Source organism: Candidatus Limimorpha avicola (assembly GCF_056978975.1).
This window is the reverse complement of the sequence record NZ_DBMCYK010000019.1, coordinates 36,536-56,741: the sequence shown is the minus strand read 5'-3', so window position 1 is coordinate 56,741 and position 20,206 is coordinate 36,536. Positions and strand designations below refer to the sequence as shown.

General features: G+C 37.3%; 16 protein-coding genes and 1 CRISPR repeat array. Of the genes, 9 read left to right on the top strand and 7 right to left on the bottom strand.

Annotated features, from left to right (window positions below; translation table 11 throughout):
- Positions 1 to 320: 320 nt before the first annotated feature.
- The 5 genes from ACZOVS_RS08675 to ACZOVS_RS08655 all read left to right on the top strand — a co-directional run bounded on the left by ACZOVS_RS08675 (position 321) and on the right by ACZOVS_RS08655 (position 3,421).
- The gene (locus ACZOVS_RS08675; protein ID WP_483996833.1) at positions 321 to 518 is read left to right on the top strand and encodes a hypothetical protein; all 198 of its coding nucleotides are present in this window, start codon (positions 321 to 323) and stop codon (positions 516 to 518) included.
- Between the two features lie 15 nt (positions 519 to 533).
- Positions 534 to 1,307, top strand: a complete 774-nt coding sequence (locus ACZOVS_RS08670) for a hypothetical protein (RefSeq protein ID WP_483996835.1) — start codon at positions 534 to 536, stop codon at positions 1,305 to 1,307.
- A 111-nt stretch (positions 1,308 to 1,418) separates the two neighbouring features.
- Entirely contained in the window at positions 1,419 to 2,198 is a 780-nt protein-coding gene (locus ACZOVS_RS08665; protein WP_483996834.1) for a hypothetical protein, read from the top strand.
- Positions 2,199 to 2,431: 233 nt separating this feature from the next.
- Positions 2,432 to 2,629 carry a hypothetical protein gene (locus ACZOVS_RS08660; RefSeq protein WP_483996833.1) on the top strand — a complete coding sequence of 66 codons (198 nt, stop codon included), beginning with the start codon at positions 2,432 to 2,434 and terminating at the stop codon, positions 2,627 to 2,629.
- 15 nt (positions 2,630 to 2,644) lie between these two features.
- The gene (locus ACZOVS_RS08655) at positions 2,645 to 3,421 is read left to right on the top strand and encodes a hypothetical protein (RefSeq protein ID WP_483996832.1); all 777 of its coding nucleotides are present in this window, start codon (positions 2,645 to 2,647) and stop codon (positions 3,419 to 3,421) included.
- Between the two features lie 222 nt (positions 3,422 to 3,643).
- Here the strand turns inward: ACZOVS_RS08655 and rbr are convergent, their stop codons facing one another.
- Positions 3,644 to 4,183 carry a rubrerythrin gene (gene rbr, locus ACZOVS_RS08650; RefSeq protein ID WP_483996831.1) on the bottom strand — a complete coding sequence of 180 codons (540 nt, stop codon included), beginning with the start codon at positions 4,181 to 4,183 and terminating at the stop codon, positions 3,644 to 3,646.
- A 330-nt stretch (positions 4,184 to 4,513) separates the two neighbouring features.
- Here rbr and ACZOVS_RS08645 point away from each other — a divergent pair, with 330 nt between their 5' ends.
- Positions 4,514 to 5,536 (top strand): threonine aldolase family protein, encoded by a 1,023-nt coding sequence (locus tag ACZOVS_RS08645; protein WP_483996830.1) that lies wholly within the window; start codon positions 4,514 to 4,516, stop codon positions 5,534 to 5,536.
- Between the two features lie 111 nt (positions 5,537 to 5,647).
- On the opposite strand, the gene ligA is transcribed toward ACZOVS_RS08645, so the two are convergent.
- Genes ligA through ACZOVS_RS08630 form a run of 3 tightly spaced genes read right to left on the bottom strand, consistent with a single transcriptional unit; the run spans position 5,648 to position 9,485 of the window.
- Entirely contained in the window at positions 5,648 to 7,735 is a 2,088-nt protein-coding gene (gene ligA / locus ACZOVS_RS08640) for an NAD-dependent DNA ligase LigA (protein WP_483996829.1), read from the bottom strand.
- An 8-nt stretch (positions 7,736 to 7,743) separates the two neighbouring features.
- Entirely contained in the window at positions 7,744 to 9,270 is a 1,527-nt protein-coding gene (locus tag ACZOVS_RS08635; protein WP_483996828.1) for a glycosyltransferase family 39 protein, read from the bottom strand.
- 2 nt (positions 9,271 to 9,272) lie between these two features.
- Positions 9,273 to 9,485 carry a hypothetical protein gene (locus ACZOVS_RS08630; protein WP_483996827.1) on the bottom strand — a complete coding sequence of 71 codons (213 nt, stop codon included), beginning with the start codon at positions 9,483 to 9,485 and terminating at the stop codon, positions 9,273 to 9,275.
- 142 nt (positions 9,486 to 9,627) lie between these two features.
- On the opposite strand from ACZOVS_RS08630, the gene ACZOVS_RS08625 reads away from it, so the two are divergent.
- The 3 genes from ACZOVS_RS08625 to ACZOVS_RS08615 all read left to right on the top strand — a co-directional run bounded on the left by ACZOVS_RS08625 (position 9,628) and on the right by ACZOVS_RS08615 (position 15,505).
- On the top strand, positions 9,628 to 13,554 hold the full coding sequence (locus ACZOVS_RS08625; protein ID WP_483996826.1) for a glycoside hydrolase family 2 TIM barrel-domain containing protein: 3,927 nt from the start codon (positions 9,628 to 9,630) through the stop codon (positions 13,552 to 13,554).
- A gap of 332 nt (positions 13,555 to 13,886) precedes the next feature.
- Positions 13,887 to 14,243 carry a BlaI/MecI/CopY family transcriptional regulator gene (locus tag ACZOVS_RS08620; protein WP_483996825.1) on the top strand — a complete coding sequence of 119 codons (357 nt, stop codon included), beginning with the start codon at positions 13,887 to 13,889 and terminating at the stop codon, positions 14,241 to 14,243.
- Entirely contained in the window at positions 14,240 to 15,505 is a 1,266-nt protein-coding gene (locus ACZOVS_RS08615; RefSeq protein ID WP_483996824.1) for a M56 family metallopeptidase, read from the top strand. The genes ACZOVS_RS08620 and ACZOVS_RS08615 overlap by 4 nt, the downstream gene beginning before the upstream one ends.
- Before the next feature lie 106 nt (positions 15,506 to 15,611).
- On the opposite strand, the gene ACZOVS_RS08610 is transcribed toward ACZOVS_RS08615, so the two are convergent.
- The 3 genes from ACZOVS_RS08610 to ACZOVS_RS08600 all read right to left on the bottom strand — a co-directional run bounded on the left by ACZOVS_RS08610 (position 15,612) and on the right by ACZOVS_RS08600 (position 19,330).
- On the bottom strand, positions 15,612 to 16,841 hold the full coding sequence (locus ACZOVS_RS08610; RefSeq protein ID WP_483996823.1) for an alpha/beta hydrolase family protein: 1,230 nt from the start codon (positions 16,839 to 16,841) through the stop codon (positions 15,612 to 15,614).
- A 144-nt stretch (positions 16,842 to 16,985) separates the two neighbouring features.
- Positions 16,986 to 17,729 carry a glycosyltransferase gene (locus ACZOVS_RS08605; RefSeq protein WP_321584790.1) on the bottom strand — a complete coding sequence of 248 codons (744 nt, stop codon included), beginning with the start codon at positions 17,727 to 17,729 and terminating at the stop codon, positions 16,986 to 16,988.
- 41 nt (positions 17,730 to 17,770) lie between these two features.
- Positions 17,771 to 19,330: an ArnT family glycosyltransferase gene (locus ACZOVS_RS08600; protein ID WP_483996822.1), complete on the bottom strand. Its 1,560-nt coding sequence runs from the start codon at positions 19,328 to 19,330 to the stop codon at positions 17,771 to 17,773.
- A 471-nt stretch (positions 19,331 to 19,801) separates the two neighbouring features.
- Positions 19,802 to 20,206: a CRISPR direct-repeat array (repeat unit 38 nt; unit sequence TGTCTTAATCCTTGTTTTTGTGGAATTTACTCTCAGAG).

The following is a 20,206-nucleotide window of genomic DNA, read 5'->3' as shown; positions in this document are numbered from 1 at the left end:
AGATTAGTAAATATAAATCCATTACTGAAAGAGAACTGCACAACTTATGGAAGTAATGTTTACGACAACGTAAATGACAGCAGATTACAGGATAATGTAATTATTCTCCCTTTCAGGATATCCCACAGTAAGTTATAAGATAACATTTATTATCGTGTAAGGAACAGCTTTCGGCGGTTTTGTCATATATAAATTATAAAAAAAGAGTAATGAACACATATTGAAATACAACTTGTAAAGTCTCCGCAATAAAAATAAAGCCGCCGATTGCGGAGACAGTCAGTTCGATAAATGATTTTAAACTGGAACAAATAGTAAAAATGTTGTTGAATAAGTTGGACAAAGCAGAGTTGTTACCTGATAATTACAGCAGAATGGACTATGATATTGTCTGTTTGGCAAGAGGAAGATATTTACAACGAATAGTATCTTTCCCCAATTACAACGGGAATACTCTTTTGGATTTTCTAAATGACGAAAAAGTAATGAATACAATTAGATTTAAAATATATCATTAACGAAGCAAGAAAGAAATGAAAACAAAGAAGTCAGAATTAATTTTATTGGGTGCAGCCTTATTCGTGCTGTTGTTTTCAGCTTGCGGCAATAAAGAGCCTGAAGTTGAACCCACCCCTGTCACACCTGAACCAATGGTGAAAAAATATCTTGTGGAAGAATATCAATTTAAAAATGACAGATTATGTCTTACGATAGATTGGAATGAAGATTTTTCACAGATAAAAAGAATATCATATACACCTACAGGGACTATATATTATCAGATTGACTATGATTTTACGTACTACGGAGATGACAGTATTTATATAGAAATGTCAACTCCGGCCGGTCCAAGTTTCGGAGGTTGGATGTTTTTTACCAATTATACTTGTTATTTGCAAAATGGTAAGATTGACAGTGTGGCTTTTTATATAGAAAATGAATTTACACGAGGTAGTAAATATAAGTATGACAGTCAAGGTCGTTTGATATCCGCTGGGGATGATTATTTTGTATGGGATGGAGAAAATGCAATAGAAGGAACTCTGCGTTATCAACAATTTAATTATAATAATTTTGGAAACGGAATAAACCCTTATTATACATTCCCTTATCTATTGGAATCAGGAAATTATAGTTACGACTATATGACAATTCCATTATGGAAAAACGAGATTATTTATGAAGATGGAAGTTTTGAATATGAATATGATGAAGATAATTACGTCACGACAATATATAAAGTGGATTCTCTTGGTAACAGAGGATATTATAAGGGGTTCAGATATGAAACACCTGCTTCGAAATAATGAGTAATAATATATTTTTATAAAATTATAATTTATATTATAAAATCTTGTTAATTTAAGTAAGTGTTAAGAATGCAAAAAAATCATCAAAATATGAAAAATATTTAAGAAATGAAAACAAAGAAGTCAGAATTAATTTTATTGGTCGCAGCCTTATTCGTGCTGTTGTTTTCAGCTTGTGGCAATAAAGATCCAGAAGTTGAACCCACCCCTGTCACACCTGAACCAATGGTGAAAAAATATCTTGTGGAACAATATCTTGAGGATCCCAACCGTGTAACTCATAAAATAGAGTGGAATGAAGATTATTCACAAATAAAGAGAATATCGTATTCTGATGTGGGAAGTGATTTTTTTAGGTCTGTTTATGATTTCACCTATTATGCACAAGATAGTATTGTGGTCAAGGCATCAATTCCGGAAGGTGCTGACGGATGGTTAATATATGACAGGTACACTTGTCATCTGCTAGATGATGGCAAAATAGACAGCATCACATACTATAGTAATAATGAATATATGTGGGGACAGAAATATAAATATGATAATCAAGGACGATTGATTTCTGTCGGAGATTATCATTATTTTATTTGGGAAGGAGAGAACGCTATAGAAGTGAGATTGAATTCATCGACACCATCTTACTATGATAAATTTGGTAAAGGTATTCATCCTCATTATAATTTTCCATATTTGTTGAGAGCAACGAGTAGTAATAGTATGAGTTTTATGACGCAACCTTTGTGGAAGAATGAATATATTCATGATGGGGATGATTATAAATTAATATATGAGTATGACGAAGACAATTATGTTGTATCAGTGTATAGAGTTGACTCTACAGGTAATGTAAGGCTTACGAATGGATACAGATACGAAACGGCAAATTGAAGATGACATTATGGCATAGCAGAGACGTCTTATCATGGCGTCTTTACAAATAGAGAAATATGACATTTTTTTTGATAAAAGAAAAAACGTATTTAACTTTGAAGCGAATAAATTTCATGCCATGAAACACATATTGAAATACAACTTGTAAAGTCTCCGCAATAAAAATAAAGCCGCCGATTGCGGAGACTGTAAATTCGATAAATGATTTTAAACTGGAACAAATAGTAAAAATGTTGTTGAATAAGTTGGACAAAGCAGAGTTGTTACCTGATAATTACAGCAGAATGGACTATGATATTGTCTGTTTGGCAAGAGGAAGATATTTACAACGAATAGTATCTTTCCCCAATTACAACGGGAATACTCTTTTGGATTTTCTAAATGACGAAAAAGTAATGAATACAATTAGATTTAAAATATATCATTAACGAAGCAAGAAAGAAATGAAAACAAAGAAGTCAGAATTAATTTTATTGGGTGCAGCCTTATTCGTGCTGTTGTTTTCAGCTTGCGGCAATAAAGAGCCTGAAGTTGAACCCACCCCTGTCACACCTGAACCAATGGTGAAAAAATATCTTGTGGAACAATATCTTGAGGATCCCAATCGTGTAACTCATAAAATAGAGTGGAATGAAGATTATTCACAAATAAAGAGAATATCGTATTCTATTGTAGGAAGTATAGCGTATTTTATTGATTATGATTTTACCTATTATGCACAAGATAGTATTGTGGTCAAGCCATCAATTCCGGAAGGTTCTATTCAATGGTTAATGTATGACAGTTATACTTGTCATTTGTTTGATGATGGAAAAATAGATAGCATATCATTGTATCGTCAGAACAAATATTGTGGAAGTTGGCAATATGAATATGACAATCAAGGACGTTTGATAGCTGCGAGAGACGATTATTTCATTTGGGAAGGAGAAAACGTAATAGAAGGCACATTCCAAACATCGGATCCGGTATTCTATGACAAGTTTGGAGAAGGAATACATCCTCATTATACTATTCCATATTTATTACCGGGAGTAGGCAGTTATGACATGTCTTATATAACCAAACCCATGTGGAAGAATGAATATATTCATGATGGGGATGATTATAAATTAATATATGAGTATGACGAAGACAATTATGTTGTATCAGTGTATAGAGTTGACTCTACAGGTAATGTAAGGCTTACGAATGGATACAAATACGAAACGGCAAATTGAAGATGACATTATGGCATAGCAGAGACGTCTTATCATGGCGTCTCTAAAGATATAAATACGAGGTTGTAATGATAGATGCCTCATAATGTTACGCCCGGAAAATCTGAGATTAAATGTTGATATTTATAAAAAAACATTTGATTTTCTTCAGAGTAGAATAAAATAATGGTATCGAAATTTTATCCGATACCATTTTTCTTAAAAATAATTTAACATAGTAGATCAATAATTTTCAGCTTTGATCTGGAAGTATGCCTGCGGGTGGTTACATACAGGGCATATTTGAGGAGCCTTTTTGCCAATGACGATATGGCCGCAGTTCTGGCATTGCCATATCATGTCTTCGTCGCGAGAGAACACTATTCCGTCTTTTATGTTTTGTAAAAGTTTCAAATAACGTTCTTCATGTTCTTTCTCGATTTTGGCTACCATCTCAAACAATGCTGCAATTTTTGTAAAACCTTCCTCGCGAGCTTCTTTGGCAAATGTCGCATACATGTCTGTCCATTCGTAATTTTCACCGTCGGCGGCATCTTTAAGATTCGTCATGGTGTCCGGAATGTCGTCATTGTGTAACAACTTGAACCAAATTTTTGCATGTTCTTTCTCATTGTTTGCCGTTTCTTCAAACAAGTCAGCTATCTGATTGTAACCTTCTTTGCGTGCTTTTGAGGCATAGTAGGTGTACTTGTTACGTGCCTGTGATTCTCCGGCAAATGCAGCCATCAAGTTGGCTTCTGTTTTTGATCCTTTAAAATCCATAAAAATGATATTTGATTACGAGGCAAAAGTAATAAAAATATTTTTCTCAAATGCTGTTCGTGAAAAATTATTGTTCTCCTGTAATGATGTTTATGTAAAAATAAAATATCCTATGTGATTCGGAGATTTTGATATGTCATTTGTGCTTTGGGCAATTATATATGTCAAATGTCTTAATTGCAATATCTTGACAATGGAATGTTTTTAATACGTGTATGTCTGTATTATTTTGGAGTCACTTGAATTGGATTTTTATATAAAAAAAGGTTGTATGCTATATGTCAATTGCTAAAAAAATTAGGAACTTTGCATCATAAAAAACACACTGTGATGAAAAGAGGTTTTGGTAGTGACAATCATTCCGGTATCAGTCCGGAAGTTTTGAAAGCCATAGCGGATGCCAATGTGGGTCATGCACTGGCTTATGGCGAAGACGAGTATTGCATACGTGCCGAGAAATTGTTCAAGGAGCATTTCGGAGAACAGTCGAGTGTATATTTTGTCTTTAACGGCACCGGAGCCAATACATTAAGCATAGATGCCATGGTTCGGTCGCACGATGCTGTGATATGTGCCGAATCAGCACATGTCAATGTCGATGAATGCGGTGCTCCACAACGTATAGTGGGTTGTCGTCTTCTTACGGTGGCAACACCTGATGGCAAACTGACACCGGAGCTTGTGAAAACGAGACTGCACGGCTTTGGTTTTGAACATCATTCTCAACCTAAGGCTGTGACAATAACGCAATCTACAGAATTGGGCACCTTATATAGCATTGACGAGATAAGAGCTCTTGCCGACCTGGCTCATCAATATGGTATGTATCTTCATGTCGATGGTGCTCGTCTTGCCAATGCTGCCGTGGCTCTCGGCTGTTCTTTCCGTGAGATGACAACAGATGCCGGTGTCGATGTGCTGTCATTCGGCGGTACTAAGAACGGTCTGATGATAGGAGAGGCGGTGGTGTTCATTAATCCGGACCTCGCTGAGGATTTTAAATACAGAAGAAAACAAGCTACTCAACTGTGTAGCAAAATGCGTTTTATGGCAGTACAGTTCGAGGCGTATTTTCATGATGAACTATGGCGCAGAAATGCTCAACATTCAAACCGTATGGCTCAATTGCTATATGATAAAGTGAAAGACATTCCTTTTGTCAGAGTAATGTATCCGGTACAGGTCAATGGCGTTTTTGTTAAAATGCCTCGTCATATATGGACAGAACTGCAAAAACAGTACTTCTTTTACGATTGGGACATGGATAATGATGTGGTGCGCTGGCTTTGTTCTTTTGATACTACTGAAGACGATATAAACTCTTTCGTTGAGGCACTCAAACGCCTCGGCTGATGATTTTCATGTTTATAGATTTTATTTTCAGGATGTTAAAATAAACATGAAAATTTTGTCGGACAGCATATTTGCTCTCTGTATGTCTGTGTATCTGATATTCTGAATATGTCAGAAAAGCGTTAACATACTGTTTTCTCTGCCTGTCATTGCAATAAACTCTTCTTCTGATAATACAGGAATATTCAGAGCTTCAGCCTTTTTCTTTTTCTCCGGACCCATCTTTTCTCCGGCGACGACGAAATCTGTCTTTGACGATATGGAAGACACGTTTTTGCCGCCTAAGTCTTCAATTAGTTGTTTTATCTCTTCTCTGCTGAAATTTTTGAAAGTGCCGCTTACCACTATACTTTTGCCGGCAAGTATATTGTTCTCCGTTGAGGTTCTTTTCTCCTGTTCGAATTGCAGTCCGGCAGCTCTTAGCCTGTTTACGAGGGCGATGTTACGTTCATCATCAAAGAACTCTCTGACAGACAAGGCTATTTTCTCTCCGACTTCATCTATCTGTTTCAACTCTTCTGTAGTGGCTTTTATGATATTGTCAACAGAACCTTCAGCATTGGCTATGAGTTTGGCTGTCGTTTCTCCGACATATTTTATTCCAAGTGCAAAGAGCACCCTCGCAAATGGCACTTTCTTTGACTTCTGCAGTGATTCGAGAATGTTGTCTGCTGTCTTTTGTTTAAAACTAACTTTTCGCAATACAGGTTCTTGCAGCAGATTATATTCGTCTTTTATTTCAATAACTTTCTCCAGTCCGTACAACTGTTCATATTTCAAGTCATACAGGTCGGCGTAGTTGTTTACCAAATGGTTGTCGAACAAAACTTCTATTTTGCCTTCTCCAAGGCTTTCTATGTTCATCGCCTTTCTGCTGATGAAATGTTCAATACGTCCTTTTATCTGAGGCGGGCATCCGAGACTGTTGGGACAGTACCATGCAGCTTCACCTTCTGTTTGTACAAGTGGTGTGCCACACTCCGGACATTTGCTGACAAACGATACGGGAATGCTGTTGTCTTTTCTGCATTGTAAATCGACGCCGGTGATTTTAGGTATTATTTCGCCTCCTTTTTCCATAGAAACCACGTCATCATAATGCAGGTCGAGTTGTTTTATAAAGTCTGCATTATGCAGTGTGGCACGTTTTACTGTAGTCCCTGCAAGTTGTACAGGCACAAGATTGGCTACTGGCGTGATAGTGCCATGTCGTCCTACCTGAAAGTCAACACTTAACAATTTGGTATGTGCTTCTTCTGCTTTGAATTTGTATGCTATTGCCCATCGAGGCGACTTGGCTGTATAACCCAATTCTTCCTGCTGAGCAAAGTCGTTGACTTTAATGACAATGCCGTCAATGTCGAATGACAAGGCCTTTCTTTTTACATCCCAAAGATTGATGAATGATTCTATTTCGTCAATATCATGGCACAATGCAATATGTTCCGATATGTTGAATCCCCAACGACGTGCCGCCATAAGACTTTCATAATGTGTCTTGTAAGGCATGTCGTCCATCATCATGTAATAACAATAGTTATCCAGTCTGCGATTTGCCACTTCTTTTGAATCTTGTAGTTTTATTGTACCTGCCGCTGCATTTCTCGGATTGGCAAATGTAGGAAGTCCCAAATCTTCTCTTTCGATATTGATCTTCTCAAAACTGTTGTGTGGCATTATTATCTCGCCGCGCATCTCGAAGAAATCAGGATAGTCTCCTTTCAACTTCAACGGTATGGAATGGATGGTCTTTATATTTGTTGTGACATCGTCGCCCCGGCTGCCGTCTCCTCTCGTCACGGCACGTCTCAAAATGCCTTTTTCGTATGTAAGACTGATTGACACACCATCGAATTTTAATTCACAGACAAAATCTACCGGTCCATCTATACTTTTCTTAATACGTGATATGAAATCAATAATCTCTTCTTTGTTATATGAGTTTGATAATGAAAGCATAGGATATTTATGTCTTACAGTGGCAAACTCTTTGGTGATACCGCCGCCTACGCGTTGAGACGGCGAGCTTTCAGTAATTAAATCCGGAAATTGTTGCTCTAACGACAGTAGTTCGTTCATCAGCATGTCGAAATCATAGTCGCTGATTGTCGGTTGGGCTAAAATATAATATCTGTAATTGTGGTTGTCAATGATATCGCTAAGTTCGGCTATACGAGCCTTTGCTTCTTCTTTGGTCATAATAATTCTTATTTTCCGCATTTATAAACGATGACGCTGCCATTTTGTTGATATCCTCTTATTTTTTTATAGAAAATATCTAATATGGAAGGCTCGAATGTCGTCTCGTACTGTATGCCGGGATAATGTTTTGTCATGACTTCGACACGTTTTTCGAGATTTTCTTTCCCCCTGAAAATAATAAAATCTACATTTCGGTCAGACATCTCGACGAGTCTGTCGTCAATACTGTTGTTTTTGTTGATTACCATATATTTAGGCCAATATTTTGCATAGAATATGGCAGGGCGTCTGTAGTTGTTGTTGTTGCTGTCTTCAATGATGATTAGGTCTGTATCTTTGAAGCCTGATATATACTGCATGGATTTCACTTCTGCCTTATTGGAATATGTGGTCAAAGTGAAGAAAAGGACTATAAAATTGACTATGCCCGTAAACAGCCAAAGATATTTGTGCAGCGGTTTGTTTTTGCGCCAAAATGATGAGGTGTCTTTGAAAGAGAACCATCCTGCCGTTCCTGTTATCACAAACAAAGGTATTGCCGGAAGTATATAAATCTCGTTTTTGTTGGGAAAAATGGTATAGTAAATTATGAACAGCAATACCGGTAAAAATGTTATGAGATTCTTTTTTGCGCTCTTGAAAAATCCGAAAAGCAACATGAAACTTGCCGGCGGAATAAAAGCGAGTATTAAAGTCACTATGCTGATATATATCCAAGGGGTCTTTGTGATATGGAAAAGATAATCTGTCGAGTTTTTGAAAAATGTCTTCATCTCCACAAATGGTTCCCCCCATACTATGAGGTCAGGTATAACCTCAATAATACCAATAGATAACATTATTCCTATTAAAGTTATTATTGAAGCTTTTATGTTTTTGAGAAACAATAAAGCAAGTAAAATGCCAATGATAAATAAGATACTCTGGTACCATGTGGAAAAACCGAGTCCGAGGAAAAAACCTGCCACCATGAAAGAAGAACGATGCAGATTCTCGTCAAACTCAGCTATTCTTAATACTTCTTGTCTTACTATTATCAGTGTGGCATACATCAGAAACGGAGTACAGGCAAATGCAGCTATGTTGTGTACGCTGACGTAAGGCATGAACCAACAAGCTGACAAGATAAGCGCTGAATACCATGCAGTCTTTTTGTCTGCTATGAGGTCGGCTATTCTGTAACCGAACGATACAACTAACAAAGATACCATGGCATGCAGCAATCTGCTGAAAAACATGAGCCACGTCGGACTTGTTATGCCTAAGTATTTTAAAAATCCGAACCAACAGTAGTTGATGGTAAAATAAAACAAACTTATGCCTTCAGGCTTGGAAGAAAGGTTGTTCCTTAAATCGAGCAACCTGTAATCAACATTGTCTGTCCAGGCATTGGGTACACCGACATATGTGAATTGCTCACTGTCGAAGCCGAAACCTCGTGAGAATATCACGGCTATAAGTCTCAAAAACAATGCGATGAGAAATATCGTCGTGAACGGATGTTGCTGTTTGAAATGTAGCAGCTTCCTCATAATTACTTCTTTTTCTCGTAATAACATTCAAAATAATATCCGTCGTATAAAGTGTTGTAAAAGTCTTCCTTATCTTGACAATCTTGCCTTGAATAAACTCCGTAAACCGGAGTGGATGAACCATTTTCCAAATTGACACATACGCACTCTTTTTCGCATGAAGTCAACGAAAGAACTGCTATCAATGCAAATATACACAATGAAACTCGCCTCATATAATAATCTTGATGTTGCAAAAATAATAAAAAATCAAAGAAAAATGAATTTTTTTTAATGAATTTTCAATATTGTGGGCAGAAAAGAAAAAATTATTATCTTCGCAGAGGAAAATTAAGTGTTTTTTAATTTATGAATAAAATGAAGAATAAACTGTTGTTTTTGCCGGTCATCATGTCGATGGTGTTTCATTGTCATGCTCAAGAGATTGGAGAATGGTGGAAAGATGTGTCGGTTTTTCAGGTTAACAAAGTTGAACCCAGGAGCAATGTCATACCATACGATGATGAGAATGGTGTTGAAAATCTTGATTATCAAAGTTCCAAGTATTATAAATCTCTTAATGGCAAATGGAAGTTCCATTGGGTGGAAAGACCTGCCGACAAACCTTCCGGCTTCTATCAAACCGGATATGATGTCAGTGGATGGGATCTTATATCTGTGCCGGGTAACTGGGAGTTTAATGGATATGGCGTCCCGGTATATGTCAATACAAGAAATGAATTTCCTTCAAATCCTCCAATAGTGCCCGAAGATTATAATCCTGTTGGATGTTATGTCCATGACTTCGAAGTCCCGGCAGAGTGGGCGGGTCGTAATGTATATATCTGCTTCGGCGCTCTGAAATCTGCTTTCTATTTGTGGATTAACGGACAGTTCGTGGGTTATTCTGAAGATAGCAAGACACCGGCAGAGTTCGACATTACCAGGTATTTGCAGCCGGGAACGAATACTCTCGCCGTTGAGGCATACCGCTTCTCTGATGGCTCTTATTTGGAATGTCAAGACTATTGGCGCGTATCCGGAATTACAAGAGATGTATTCCTGTATTCAAAACCTGCACTTAACGTTTTCGACTTCTTCGTTAAAGCAGGCCTTGACGAGACTTTCAGCAAGGGCGTCTTCGACCTCGATATAGTGTTTGATTTCAATCCTAAAAAACTCCCCTCCAAATGTATTATGGAAGTGGAAATAACAGGATATACAACGAAGAATAAATTCAGAAAACTTCTCGTAAACGAATTTAGTAAAAAAGACTTTAGAGACAACGGAGATAACAGACATGTTTATCATATACATAGAGTCTTTACTGGCATCGAGCCTTGGTCCGCTGAGAAGCCTGCTCTTTATGACATGATAATAAGACTGAAAGACAAAAAAGGCAACGTGACGGAATGCGTGGCTGCCAAAATAGGATTCAGAACCACTGAAGTGATTGACGGGCAACTTAAGGTTAACGGACGTCCTGTCTTGATTAAAGGCGTCAACCGTCATGAACACGACGGCTTTACCGGTCAATATGTTACCAGGGAAACTATGTTGAAAGATATTGAACTGATGATTCAGAATAATATTAATACTGTACGTACAAGCCATTATCCTGATGATATTTATTGGTATGAATTATGTGACAGATATGGATTGTATGTCATAGATGAAGCCAATAATGAATCCCATGCACAGGGCTATGGAGATGCCAGTCTCGCCAAAAAGCCGGAATGGGTAGAGGCATTCAAATACAGATGCAATAATATGATTGGTCGTGATAAAAATCATCCTTCTGTCATAATCTGGTCTCTCGGTAACGAGTGTGGCAACGGTGTCTGCATGTATGAGGCATACGAACATGTGAAGAACTTCGATAATACAAGACCTGTGATATGTGAACGTGCAGAATACGACTATAATACCGATTATATCGGACTTATGTATCCAAGCATATCATATATAGAGAACTTCGCAAAAAACAATGTGGATTCTTTGAACCGTCCTTTCATCATGGTGGAATATGCTCATGCTATGGGGAACAGTGTGGGTGGTCTTCAGGATTATTGGGATGTGATAGAATCTTATGACCAACTGCAGGGTGGTTGTATCTGGGATTGGGTTGACCAGACAATAGTGCAATATGACAAAAACAAGAAAACGACATGGTACGCGGCAGGCGGTGACCTCGGCAGCCTCGATGGCATTGAAGATGACGACAGCTTCTGTGTAAACGGCCTTATTACAAGCGACAGAAAACCTCATCATCATCTGGCAGAGGTGAAAAAGGTTTATCAAAATGTCAAGGTAAAACCTGTTGACCTCGAAAAGGGTATTTATGAGATAAAAAACTGGTTTTCTTTTACTTCATTGAGTGAATTGGAGGGCTCTTATACCATTTATACCAATGAGAAACGCTTGCAGAGTAACAGCATAAATTTAAGCGCCATGCCTGGCGAGTCTCAACGTATTACCATATCTATCCCTAAACCGGCAAAAGATAAGGATGGCAACAACCTTTCCAAGCCTAACGAGGAGTATTTCATTCTCTTCTCATTTAAAACAAAAAATGATAAACCTTTCTTGCCGCGCGGCACAGAAATAGCTTATGACTGTTTTAAACTCGATGTGGCAACAAACAATGCTGAACCTATTGATAATGTGCTTGATGTCAAAATGAGCGAGTCTGATGACAATTTAGTTTTGTTTAATGACAATTTCAGCTTTACCATAGACAAAACTCAAGGCCTCCCTGTGTCTTTCGTCTATAAAGGTGAAGAACTGCTATCCGGTGATATTAAGCCTAATTACTGGAGAGCTCCTACACTCAATGACGATGTTGACGGCAACGGAAGAAGACGTTGGGAAAGCGCCGGCTTGGATAACCTCTCCATCAAACCTGTGAATTTTGTTGTCAAAAGAATTAATGAATCCTTGATTGCCGTAATGATAGAACTCGAGATGACTGATGTTGATGGTAATAGGGTCTTGACAACCAATCAGTTGTATGAGATTAACGGTAATGCCGATGTCGTGGTGACAAATAATGTCAATATGAGTAATGCAGTGACGACATTGCCTAAGATTGGTATGCAACTGCGTATGCCGTTGTCGTATGAGAATGTGACATATTTCGGAAAAGACGCCGAGACATATCCTGACAGAAATGCTGCCGGTAAAATGGGTATCTATTCCGTGAAATGTAATGACATGTTTGAACTCCATGAAGAACCTCAGGATAATGGCAATCGCTCCGATGTACGTTGGGCCGCTTTTACCAATGTTGACGGCAACGGCTTGTTTGTCGGTAGCGATGACATCTTCAACTTTAGCGTTTATCCTTATACTGATGAGGCTCTTACTAAGGCTGAAAGAATAAATCAACTGGATAAAAGCAACTTCTTTACTGTCAATATTGACTATAAACAGGCAGGGTTGGGTACTGCTACATGCGGTCCCGGCGTATTGGATAAATACCTCATTAAAAATGATGTATATCAATATTCCGTGCGTCTGAGACCTTTTGTTAAAAACGAAATAACTCCTAAACAACTGTATAGACAAGATGTCTTCGGTGGCATATCAATGGCTCCCGTGCCGAAAGTGTCATCTGAATTGAAACTGTTCAACAATCCGATGAAGATAACGATACAGTGCGATGACTCCAATGCTAAGGTGTTTTATACCTTGGATGGCTCAGAACCTACAATGAAATCCAGACTTTATACCGCACCGTTTACCATAGACGAGAGTTGTGTGGTGAAAGCAAAAGCTTTTCGTAACGGTGTAATGCCTTCGTTTACTGCTGCGAAAGATTTTAATAGGGTGATTGTAAAGAATACTGAATTTGCCAAGATGCCTGCCGACAGATACTCAGGCAATCATGAGATAGCGCTTATGGATGGTAAAAAAGGAGAGATTGGTAACTGGACAGAGAATTGGCTCGGTTTTTATGGAGATGATATAGATGCTGTGATAGAACTTTCCAAACCTCAGGATTTCAATACTGTCAATATTGGCTTCGCTCTTGATGCCAATAATTGGATTTTATTGCCAACCGAACTTATGATTTCCGTGTCGTCTGACGGAAAGACATACACTGAGCCTGTCAGGGCTTCTTTCCCGGATTATTCTAATCCTAAAAACTTGAGCATCAGAACAGTGGCAAGAGCTGCCGTGAAAGGAAAAGATGTAAAATTCATAAAGATACAGGCTGAAAGTCCCGGCATATTGCCGGATTGGCATGATTATGCCGGCGAGAAATGCTGGCTGTTTATTGATGAGGTGATGCTGAAGAAATAATATTTAATAAACTCTTTTGTTTTATGTGTGTCAGAATAATGTTTGGCACACATTTTTATTTTTGCTTCTCGTTGAGAAACATAGTAAAACCTTTGAACTGTTTTACAGAAATTATGCTGAACAAATCCCTGAAAAATAATTCTTGTTGATGTAATTTTCTTTCTTTATTTTATGAGTTGATAAATCTGTATAAAGATAAATAGCTAATATACAGTGACTTGTGTTTTATAATCTTAATAAACTAAAGATTTTAGTTTTAAAACTATAAAAAATAGTTATATGTGAAAAATTTTTAGTTACATTTGCAGTTGGAAATTGTAAAAAATATAATCATGAAAAAACTGACAGTGAAAGAAGAAGAAATAATGCACTTTTTTTGGACAAAAGGTGCGTTGTTTGTCCGGGAATTGTTGGACATGTATCCTGACCCCAAGCCTCATTTCAATACTCTTTCAACCATGGTTCGTACTTTGGAAAGCAAGGGATATATCGCTCATAAGGTGTATGGGAATACCTATCAATATTATGCTGTTATAGATGAAGATGAGTTTAAAAATGCCACATTGAAAAATGTAATAAGCAAATATTTTGCGAATTCTTACACTCAAGTCGTTTCTGCCTTGGTGAAAGAAGAAATACTGTCCATCGAAGAACTTAAACAACTCATCTCGCAAATTGAAAAGAAATGATTGCTGAATCTTTTTTGATGTATAACTTGAAAGTCGCTGTCTGTCTTGTGGTTTTCTATCTGTTTTACAAGATATTGTTAAGCAGGGAGACATTTCATAAGTTGAACCGTTTTTTGTTGATTTTTGGCTCGTTGTCGGCTTTCATCATTCCGTTATGTCGTATTACCATTTATACAGAAGTCTCGGAATCTTCTTTTTTTACCCTTGATGAACTCACAATGACGTTTGTTGAGCCGGATAGACGTTTTCCATGGACCACAGTCCTGATGACAGCATATTTTATTGGGTGTTTTATGTTTCTCTGCATTATGATATACTCCATGTTACGTGTAAAAGCCATATCACGTAGAGGACGTGAGATAATACTGCCTTATGGAATCACTCTCGTGTTGACTCCCGATGATATTACGCCATTCAGCTGCGTGAAAACGATTGTGGTTTCTGAAAGTGATTATGAGAAAAACGGCTATCAAATATTGACACACGAATACGCACATATTAATGGATATCATTCGGTAGATTTGTTGTTATTCAATATATTGTGTTGTCTTCAATGGTTCAATCCATCCATATATCTGCTTAAAAATGAATTGTGCGCCGTGCATGAGTACGATGCCGACGCCACAGTGTTGAGAAAAGGCATCGATGCAAAACAATATCAACTTTTATTAATTGAAAAAGCTGTCGGCACGAAGTGGTATTCTATCGCCAACAGCTTCAATCACAGTAACCTTAAAAACAGAATCAATATGATGTTAAAAAAGAAATCTTCAAACCGGGCTCGCGCCAAAGCGCTATATGTTTTGCCCTTAATCTGTCTCGAATTGCTGCTGTTTGCACAGACAGCTTGTGTATCTGAATTAAATGCCAAAGATACAAAAAAAACGGAAACATTAGTTTCTGTTGAAACAAAAACTGATACGACGATATTGGAAAAAGATGAAAAAACTCTTTCAACGGCAACTTCCATGCCTCAATTTCCGGGAGGAACAGAGGCGTTGATGCAATATTTGTCAAAAAATATCGAATATCCTGTATCGGCAAGAGATGCTGGCATACAAGGTAATGTCATCACTCAGTTTACCGTCGATAAAGATGGCTCTGTTATCAAAGAGAGTATAAAAATATTGAGAAGTGTTGATGAGACCTTAGACAAGGAAGCAATGAGGGTGATTTTATCCATGCCGAAATGGATCCCGGGCATGGAAAATGGCGAACCTGTCAAGGCGAACTTCGTCCTTCCAATAACTTTTGCTATGTAAACCGAATTATTGTTTTTGCATGGATGTAAATGAAACTGCGTCAAAGGTTTATCTGTTGACGCAGTTTATTATTTCTCAAAATGACGTTTTTTTGATGTCTATAATATTATAACCCGTTTATCCAGTCTGCCATATCTTTCATCACTTCCTCCGAAAACGTTTCTTCTGTCTTATAATAATCCAGGGCGTTATTCTTTTGACAGTGTTGGAACAAGTGGTTGAGATCGGGATATTCTTTGATTAAGTTTTTCTTGTTTTTGCCGGACAACAACTTGCTGATAGCGTCCAAGTTGCTGTTTGCGATGACCTGCATGTCGTTGGAGCCATTTACAGCCATGACAGGGATTTTTATCTTAGCGATATCTGTTTGAGGGTCATAATCCAGGAAGAAGTCAAGCCAGGCATTATCAGGCTGAGATTCTATTTCCTTTCTTACCATCTCCACTGTAACGTCAGCAGATTGTCCATACAGGCGTAAGGCTGCACTCTGTTGTTCTGCTAACAATGTGTCGCCTTTGATACCGGGACCTGCAAGGCTGATGATGAAATCCGGAACATTTTCCGCTGCCAGCATAAAAGCTATCATGCCGCCTTCGCTATGTCCTACGACACCAATTTTGTCAAATTTATTGCTCTTTTTCAGCCATTCCAATCCTGCTCTTGCATCATCGGCATAGTCTTCTGAAGTACAATTGGCACGGTCGCCGGTGGATTTTTCCACACCTCTGTCATCATAACGCAACGAGGCTATGCCTTGTCGTGCAAAATAATCGGCAATGACAAGAAAAGGCTTGTGTTCAAAAACTTCCTCATCTCTGTTTTGTGCGCCACTGCCGGTCACCATGATGACTACAGGTGTTTTCTTCTTTCCGGAATAACCGACAGGGTAGGTGAGAGTGCCTGATAAAGTGACATTAGCCTTGTCATTAGTGAAAGTGACTTCTTCCGTTGCATAGTCGAACGGACCTTGTGGCTCCTGCGGTCTTGACGGTTTTTGTACTTCTCCCGGTTTTAAATCCAATGGAAACGACATCCCGAACTGTTTAAAAGTACCTTTTATTATCCCATCAGACAATTTGCCCGAGTAGGACATTTGTATGGCAGGCACTTCAATGCTGACAGAATCGTTGGAGAGCAATTTTACTTCAGCCGGAATACCAGTGGCACCTTGTTCCGGGACATCCATTGTGACATCGTCATTGTTGAAATGAAACACCAATCCCAACTCTTGTTGACCGGCAGTCAAGACACCTTTCCATGTGCCGCTGATGTTTTGTGCTTTTGCAGCAGTAACAGCCATCATGATGACTATCGTAAACAATAATGCTTTCTTCATTTTCATTGAATTATCAGATTTTTACTTATTATGATATAACATCATGAACAGAACTTCGGCATGTACTAAAGCCTGTTTTGATATGACAAAGGTATAAAATTTATCTGACAAAAGAAAATGAATTGAATAAATACAATCTGACAACTATTTTTGCAGTAAATCGTATTTAAGCAATCCTGTTTTATGCATAAAATATCTGAAAGCGACATTTAAACAGCCAAACCCGTATTTAAGACTTCTTTTGAAATTTATCGATGATGCATCCGCAAAATATTTTGTCGGGCAAGTCACCTCAGCAATTTCGTAACCTTTATGGAATATTTGTGCAATTATTTGGTTGTCAAATATAAAGTCATCAGAACAAAGATGATAATTGACATTTTTAAGCACTTCGGTCGAAAAAGCCCTGTATCCGGTGTGATATTCAGACAGTTTTTTATGCATCAACAGATTCTGAAAGAATGTTAAAAACCTGTTGGATAAATATTTATATAGAGGCATGCCGTTTTTCAAAGCATCATTCCCCAATATTCGAGAGCCGAATACTACTTTATATACATCGTCGGCAATAATATATGCCATCGCATGAATCAGTTTGGGAGTGTATTGATAGTCAGGGTGTAACATAATCACTATGTCGGAGCCTATATCTATCGCCATATCGTAACATGTCTTCTGGTTTGCTCCATAACCCTTGTTTTCTTCATGAGTGATAACATATTCAATGCCAAGCTGTAGTGCTGTTTCAACAGTATTATCACGACTTTTATCATCGACAAGAATGATGTGATCAACAATGTCCATAGGGACTTCTTCAAGTGTTTGTGCAAGTGTCTTTTCGGCATTATATGCCGGCATTACAACTGTCAATACCTTATTGTTTATCATCTTATTTATCTTATGCTTACTCTAATGTCAATAAATTTTAATTATTCATAACCCATAATTTCCTTATGGATGAATATTGTCGAGATATCATCTTTTAAGAAATCAGGAATCTTTTCATCATTTTTTACAAAAACCGCTATAATTCTTCCTTTGTCCTTCAATTTACGGTATTGTTCGAATGAAGGCATGAAATTATATGCAGGAACGCCGGTGTAAAACATCGCTTCTATATAATGACGACCTTTTACATTGAACAATACCGTATTGGACGGCAACTCCAATGACTTGAACACTTCTTTGTTATGGGTCAACATCATTGTATAGTGATTGTTGTCTTTTTTAAGTGTATATTTATCAGCAATATAACCAATATCAAACCTGAGCATGACAATTGCCGTTATTATCACGATAAAAATTATATGCTTGAAAACATCTTTTTTAACATATTGATTTACAAATTCAATGGCATAATATAACAATGTGCCGAAAGCAATGATGACAATCATTGAGACTACGATTGTAAAGGAAGGCATTTTTGTTGCCGCCAAAGAAAAGAAAAGATATACGACAAGCACCATGCTCACCAGGGAATTCAATAAATTCTTATCTTTATTATTCTTGTAAAGAATCCAAAATGCAGGTATGATTAAAAAAGAAGCGAGTTTACCGTAAATGGTGTTGAACATATCGAAATGATACCAAAAACTGCCATCATGCCCATCGAGGGGAACAGTAAAATGCGATGTGTTAAATTTATATGCACTCATTGCTTCTGCAGGATACCATAAAAAGGTAAGAATCTGCCATGGCAATGCGACAATCAGAGTTATGGATAAAGCTGTCAAAAAATCTTTGTTTTCAGACAACTTGATTTTCTTTTGCATGAGTCTTAACACAAACCATCCGAAATACACAAGCAATCCAACAACCCATTTGCATAAAATCGCCATGCCGGAAAAAAGTCCGATGAGATAAATCCAGATTTTCTTCTTGCTGTAATAATATTCTATAAAAGCCCAAATGCTCAGTGAGATATATACCAGGAACGAAAAGTCGTTATGTTCAAGTTCCTGTCTGCCGGCAGCCAATTCCATGATATAAACTGTTGAGATAGTCAGCAAGGAGGAAATAAATCCGACATTCCTGTCAACTATCAACTTCCCGGACCTGTATGTCGCTATTACCAAGGCTGTTCCCATCACGATGTTTGGAATCCTCAAGGAAAACTCTGACAGACCGAAAATCTTGAAACTCAACATGATTTGCCATAAAAAAAGAGGTTGTTTGTGTAACCATATATAATATCTGTCCCATCTGTCGTATGCCATATCGACGACAGGATCGTCGTAAAGAGTAGGCATCAGCGGATGATTCATCATGTTTTTAGCCACCAAAGCATGAAAACGTTCGTCCCAAAGATTAAGAAAAGGGTCCAATAAAGCTGAGAAACTGAATATGCAAATCGCAGTCAACCCCAAGAATACGACTGAAAGTATATTTTTCTCCTTCACATGCATAATAAAAGCAAGAAGAAGGAAGAGTCCTGCAAACAACAGCAGATATATTTGAGTATCAGTAAAATATGAATTAAAAAAAGACATAATTAATAGTAATAAATTATTTTAATCATTATGTACGAATCATTGACTTCGTACCAATCAATTTCCCGTCAGCAAACAATGAATACAAATACACACCCGGTTTTAAATCAGCCCCGTCAAGCATCATTTTTACATCATTTCGTTTGTCAAAATACATAATTTAATTAGAAAACCTATTATATATGAATAATAATTTATCTGAAAAAGAATAACATTTTCATAGATTTACTCATAAATAACATCATGCAAAGATAGAACATTTCAAACAATCTTGTAAAAATTATTTCTAATTTTCCAATCATGTCAATTAAAAAACTATCATTGAAAATCAAATAAATCAGGTGTATTTACAGGCATCGATTAATGTTCTTTAAATAGGATGTTGCTATTAAATGAGTTTTGTCGTCAATTAAAATTCAAAAAATTATAAAATCTCATTTACGGACATATTTTAGAATGGAATATTCAAAGCAATTTAATCCTTGTTTTTGTGGAATTTACTCTCAGAGCTTTGCAGCGTCAATCAGTTCTGAAAATTCAGTGAAAGTCTTAATCCTTGTTTTTGTGGAATTTACTCTCAGAGTAGGCTTGAATTGGAATGAAATGTTTTTTTATGAACAGTCTTAATCCTTGTTTTTGTGGAATTTACTCTCAGAGTAGTGTTGATGATTTCAAAGGTGCTACAAACAGTGTCTTAATCCTTGTTTTTGTGGAATTTACTCTCAGAGGCCTGAATCTGTAGAAGTAGAACTAAAGAAAGAATTTGTCTTAATCCTTGTTTTTGTGGAATTTACTCTCAGAGCAGATTGAATTGGTTTTAAAAAACAAAAACGGAAAATGTCTTAATCCTTGTTTTTGTGGAATTTACTCTCAGAG

Coding starts and splice junctions, on each gene's coding strand:
- ACZOVS_RS08675 (WP_483996833.1), top strand. CDS start 321: ATGTTGTTGAATAAGTTGGACAAAGCAGAGTTGTTACCTGATAATTAC.
- ACZOVS_RS08670 (WP_483996835.1), top strand. CDS start 534: ATGAAAACAAAGAAGTCAGAATTAATTTTATTGGGTGCAGCCTTATTC.
- ACZOVS_RS08665 (WP_483996834.1), top strand. CDS start 1,419: ATGAAAACAAAGAAGTCAGAATTAATTTTATTGGTCGCAGCCTTATTC.
- ACZOVS_RS08660 (WP_483996833.1), top strand. CDS start 2,432: ATGTTGTTGAATAAGTTGGACAAAGCAGAGTTGTTACCTGATAATTAC.
- ACZOVS_RS08655 (WP_483996832.1), top strand. CDS start 2,645: ATGAAAACAAAGAAGTCAGAATTAATTTTATTGGGTGCAGCCTTATTC.
- rbr (WP_483996831.1), bottom strand. CDS start 4,183: ATGGATTTTAAAGGATCAAAAACAGAAGCCAACTTGATGGCTGCATTT.
- ACZOVS_RS08645 (WP_483996830.1), top strand. CDS start 4,514: ATGAAAAGAGGTTTTGGTAGTGACAATCATTCCGGTATCAGTCCGGAA.
- ligA (WP_483996829.1), bottom strand. CDS start 7,735: ATGACCAAAGAAGAAGCAAAGGCTCGTATAGCCGAACTTAGCGATATC.
- ACZOVS_RS08635 (WP_483996828.1), bottom strand. CDS start 9,270: ATGAGGAAGCTGCTACATTTCAAACAGCAACATCCGTTCACGACGATA.
- ACZOVS_RS08630 (WP_483996827.1), bottom strand. CDS start 9,485: ATGAGGCGAGTTTCATTGTGTATATTTGCATTGATAGCAGTTCTTTCG.
- ACZOVS_RS08625 (WP_483996826.1), top strand. CDS start 9,628: ATGAAGAATAAACTGTTGTTTTTGCCGGTCATCATGTCGATGGTGTTT.
- ACZOVS_RS08620 (WP_483996825.1), top strand. CDS start 13,887: ATGAAAAAACTGACAGTGAAAGAAGAAGAAATAATGCACTTTTTTTGG.
- ACZOVS_RS08615 (WP_483996824.1), top strand. CDS start 14,240: ATGATTGCTGAATCTTTTTTGATGTATAACTTGAAAGTCGCTGTCTGT.
- ACZOVS_RS08610 (WP_483996823.1), bottom strand. CDS start 16,841: ATGAAGAAAGCATTATTGTTTACGATAGTCATCATGATGGCTGTTACT.
- ACZOVS_RS08605 (WP_321584790.1), bottom strand. CDS start 17,729: ATGATAAACAATAAGGTATTGACAGTTGTAATGCCGGCATATAATGCC.
- ACZOVS_RS08600 (WP_483996822.1), bottom strand. CDS start 19,330: ATGTCTTTTTTTAATTCATATTTTACTGATACTCAAATATATCTGCTG.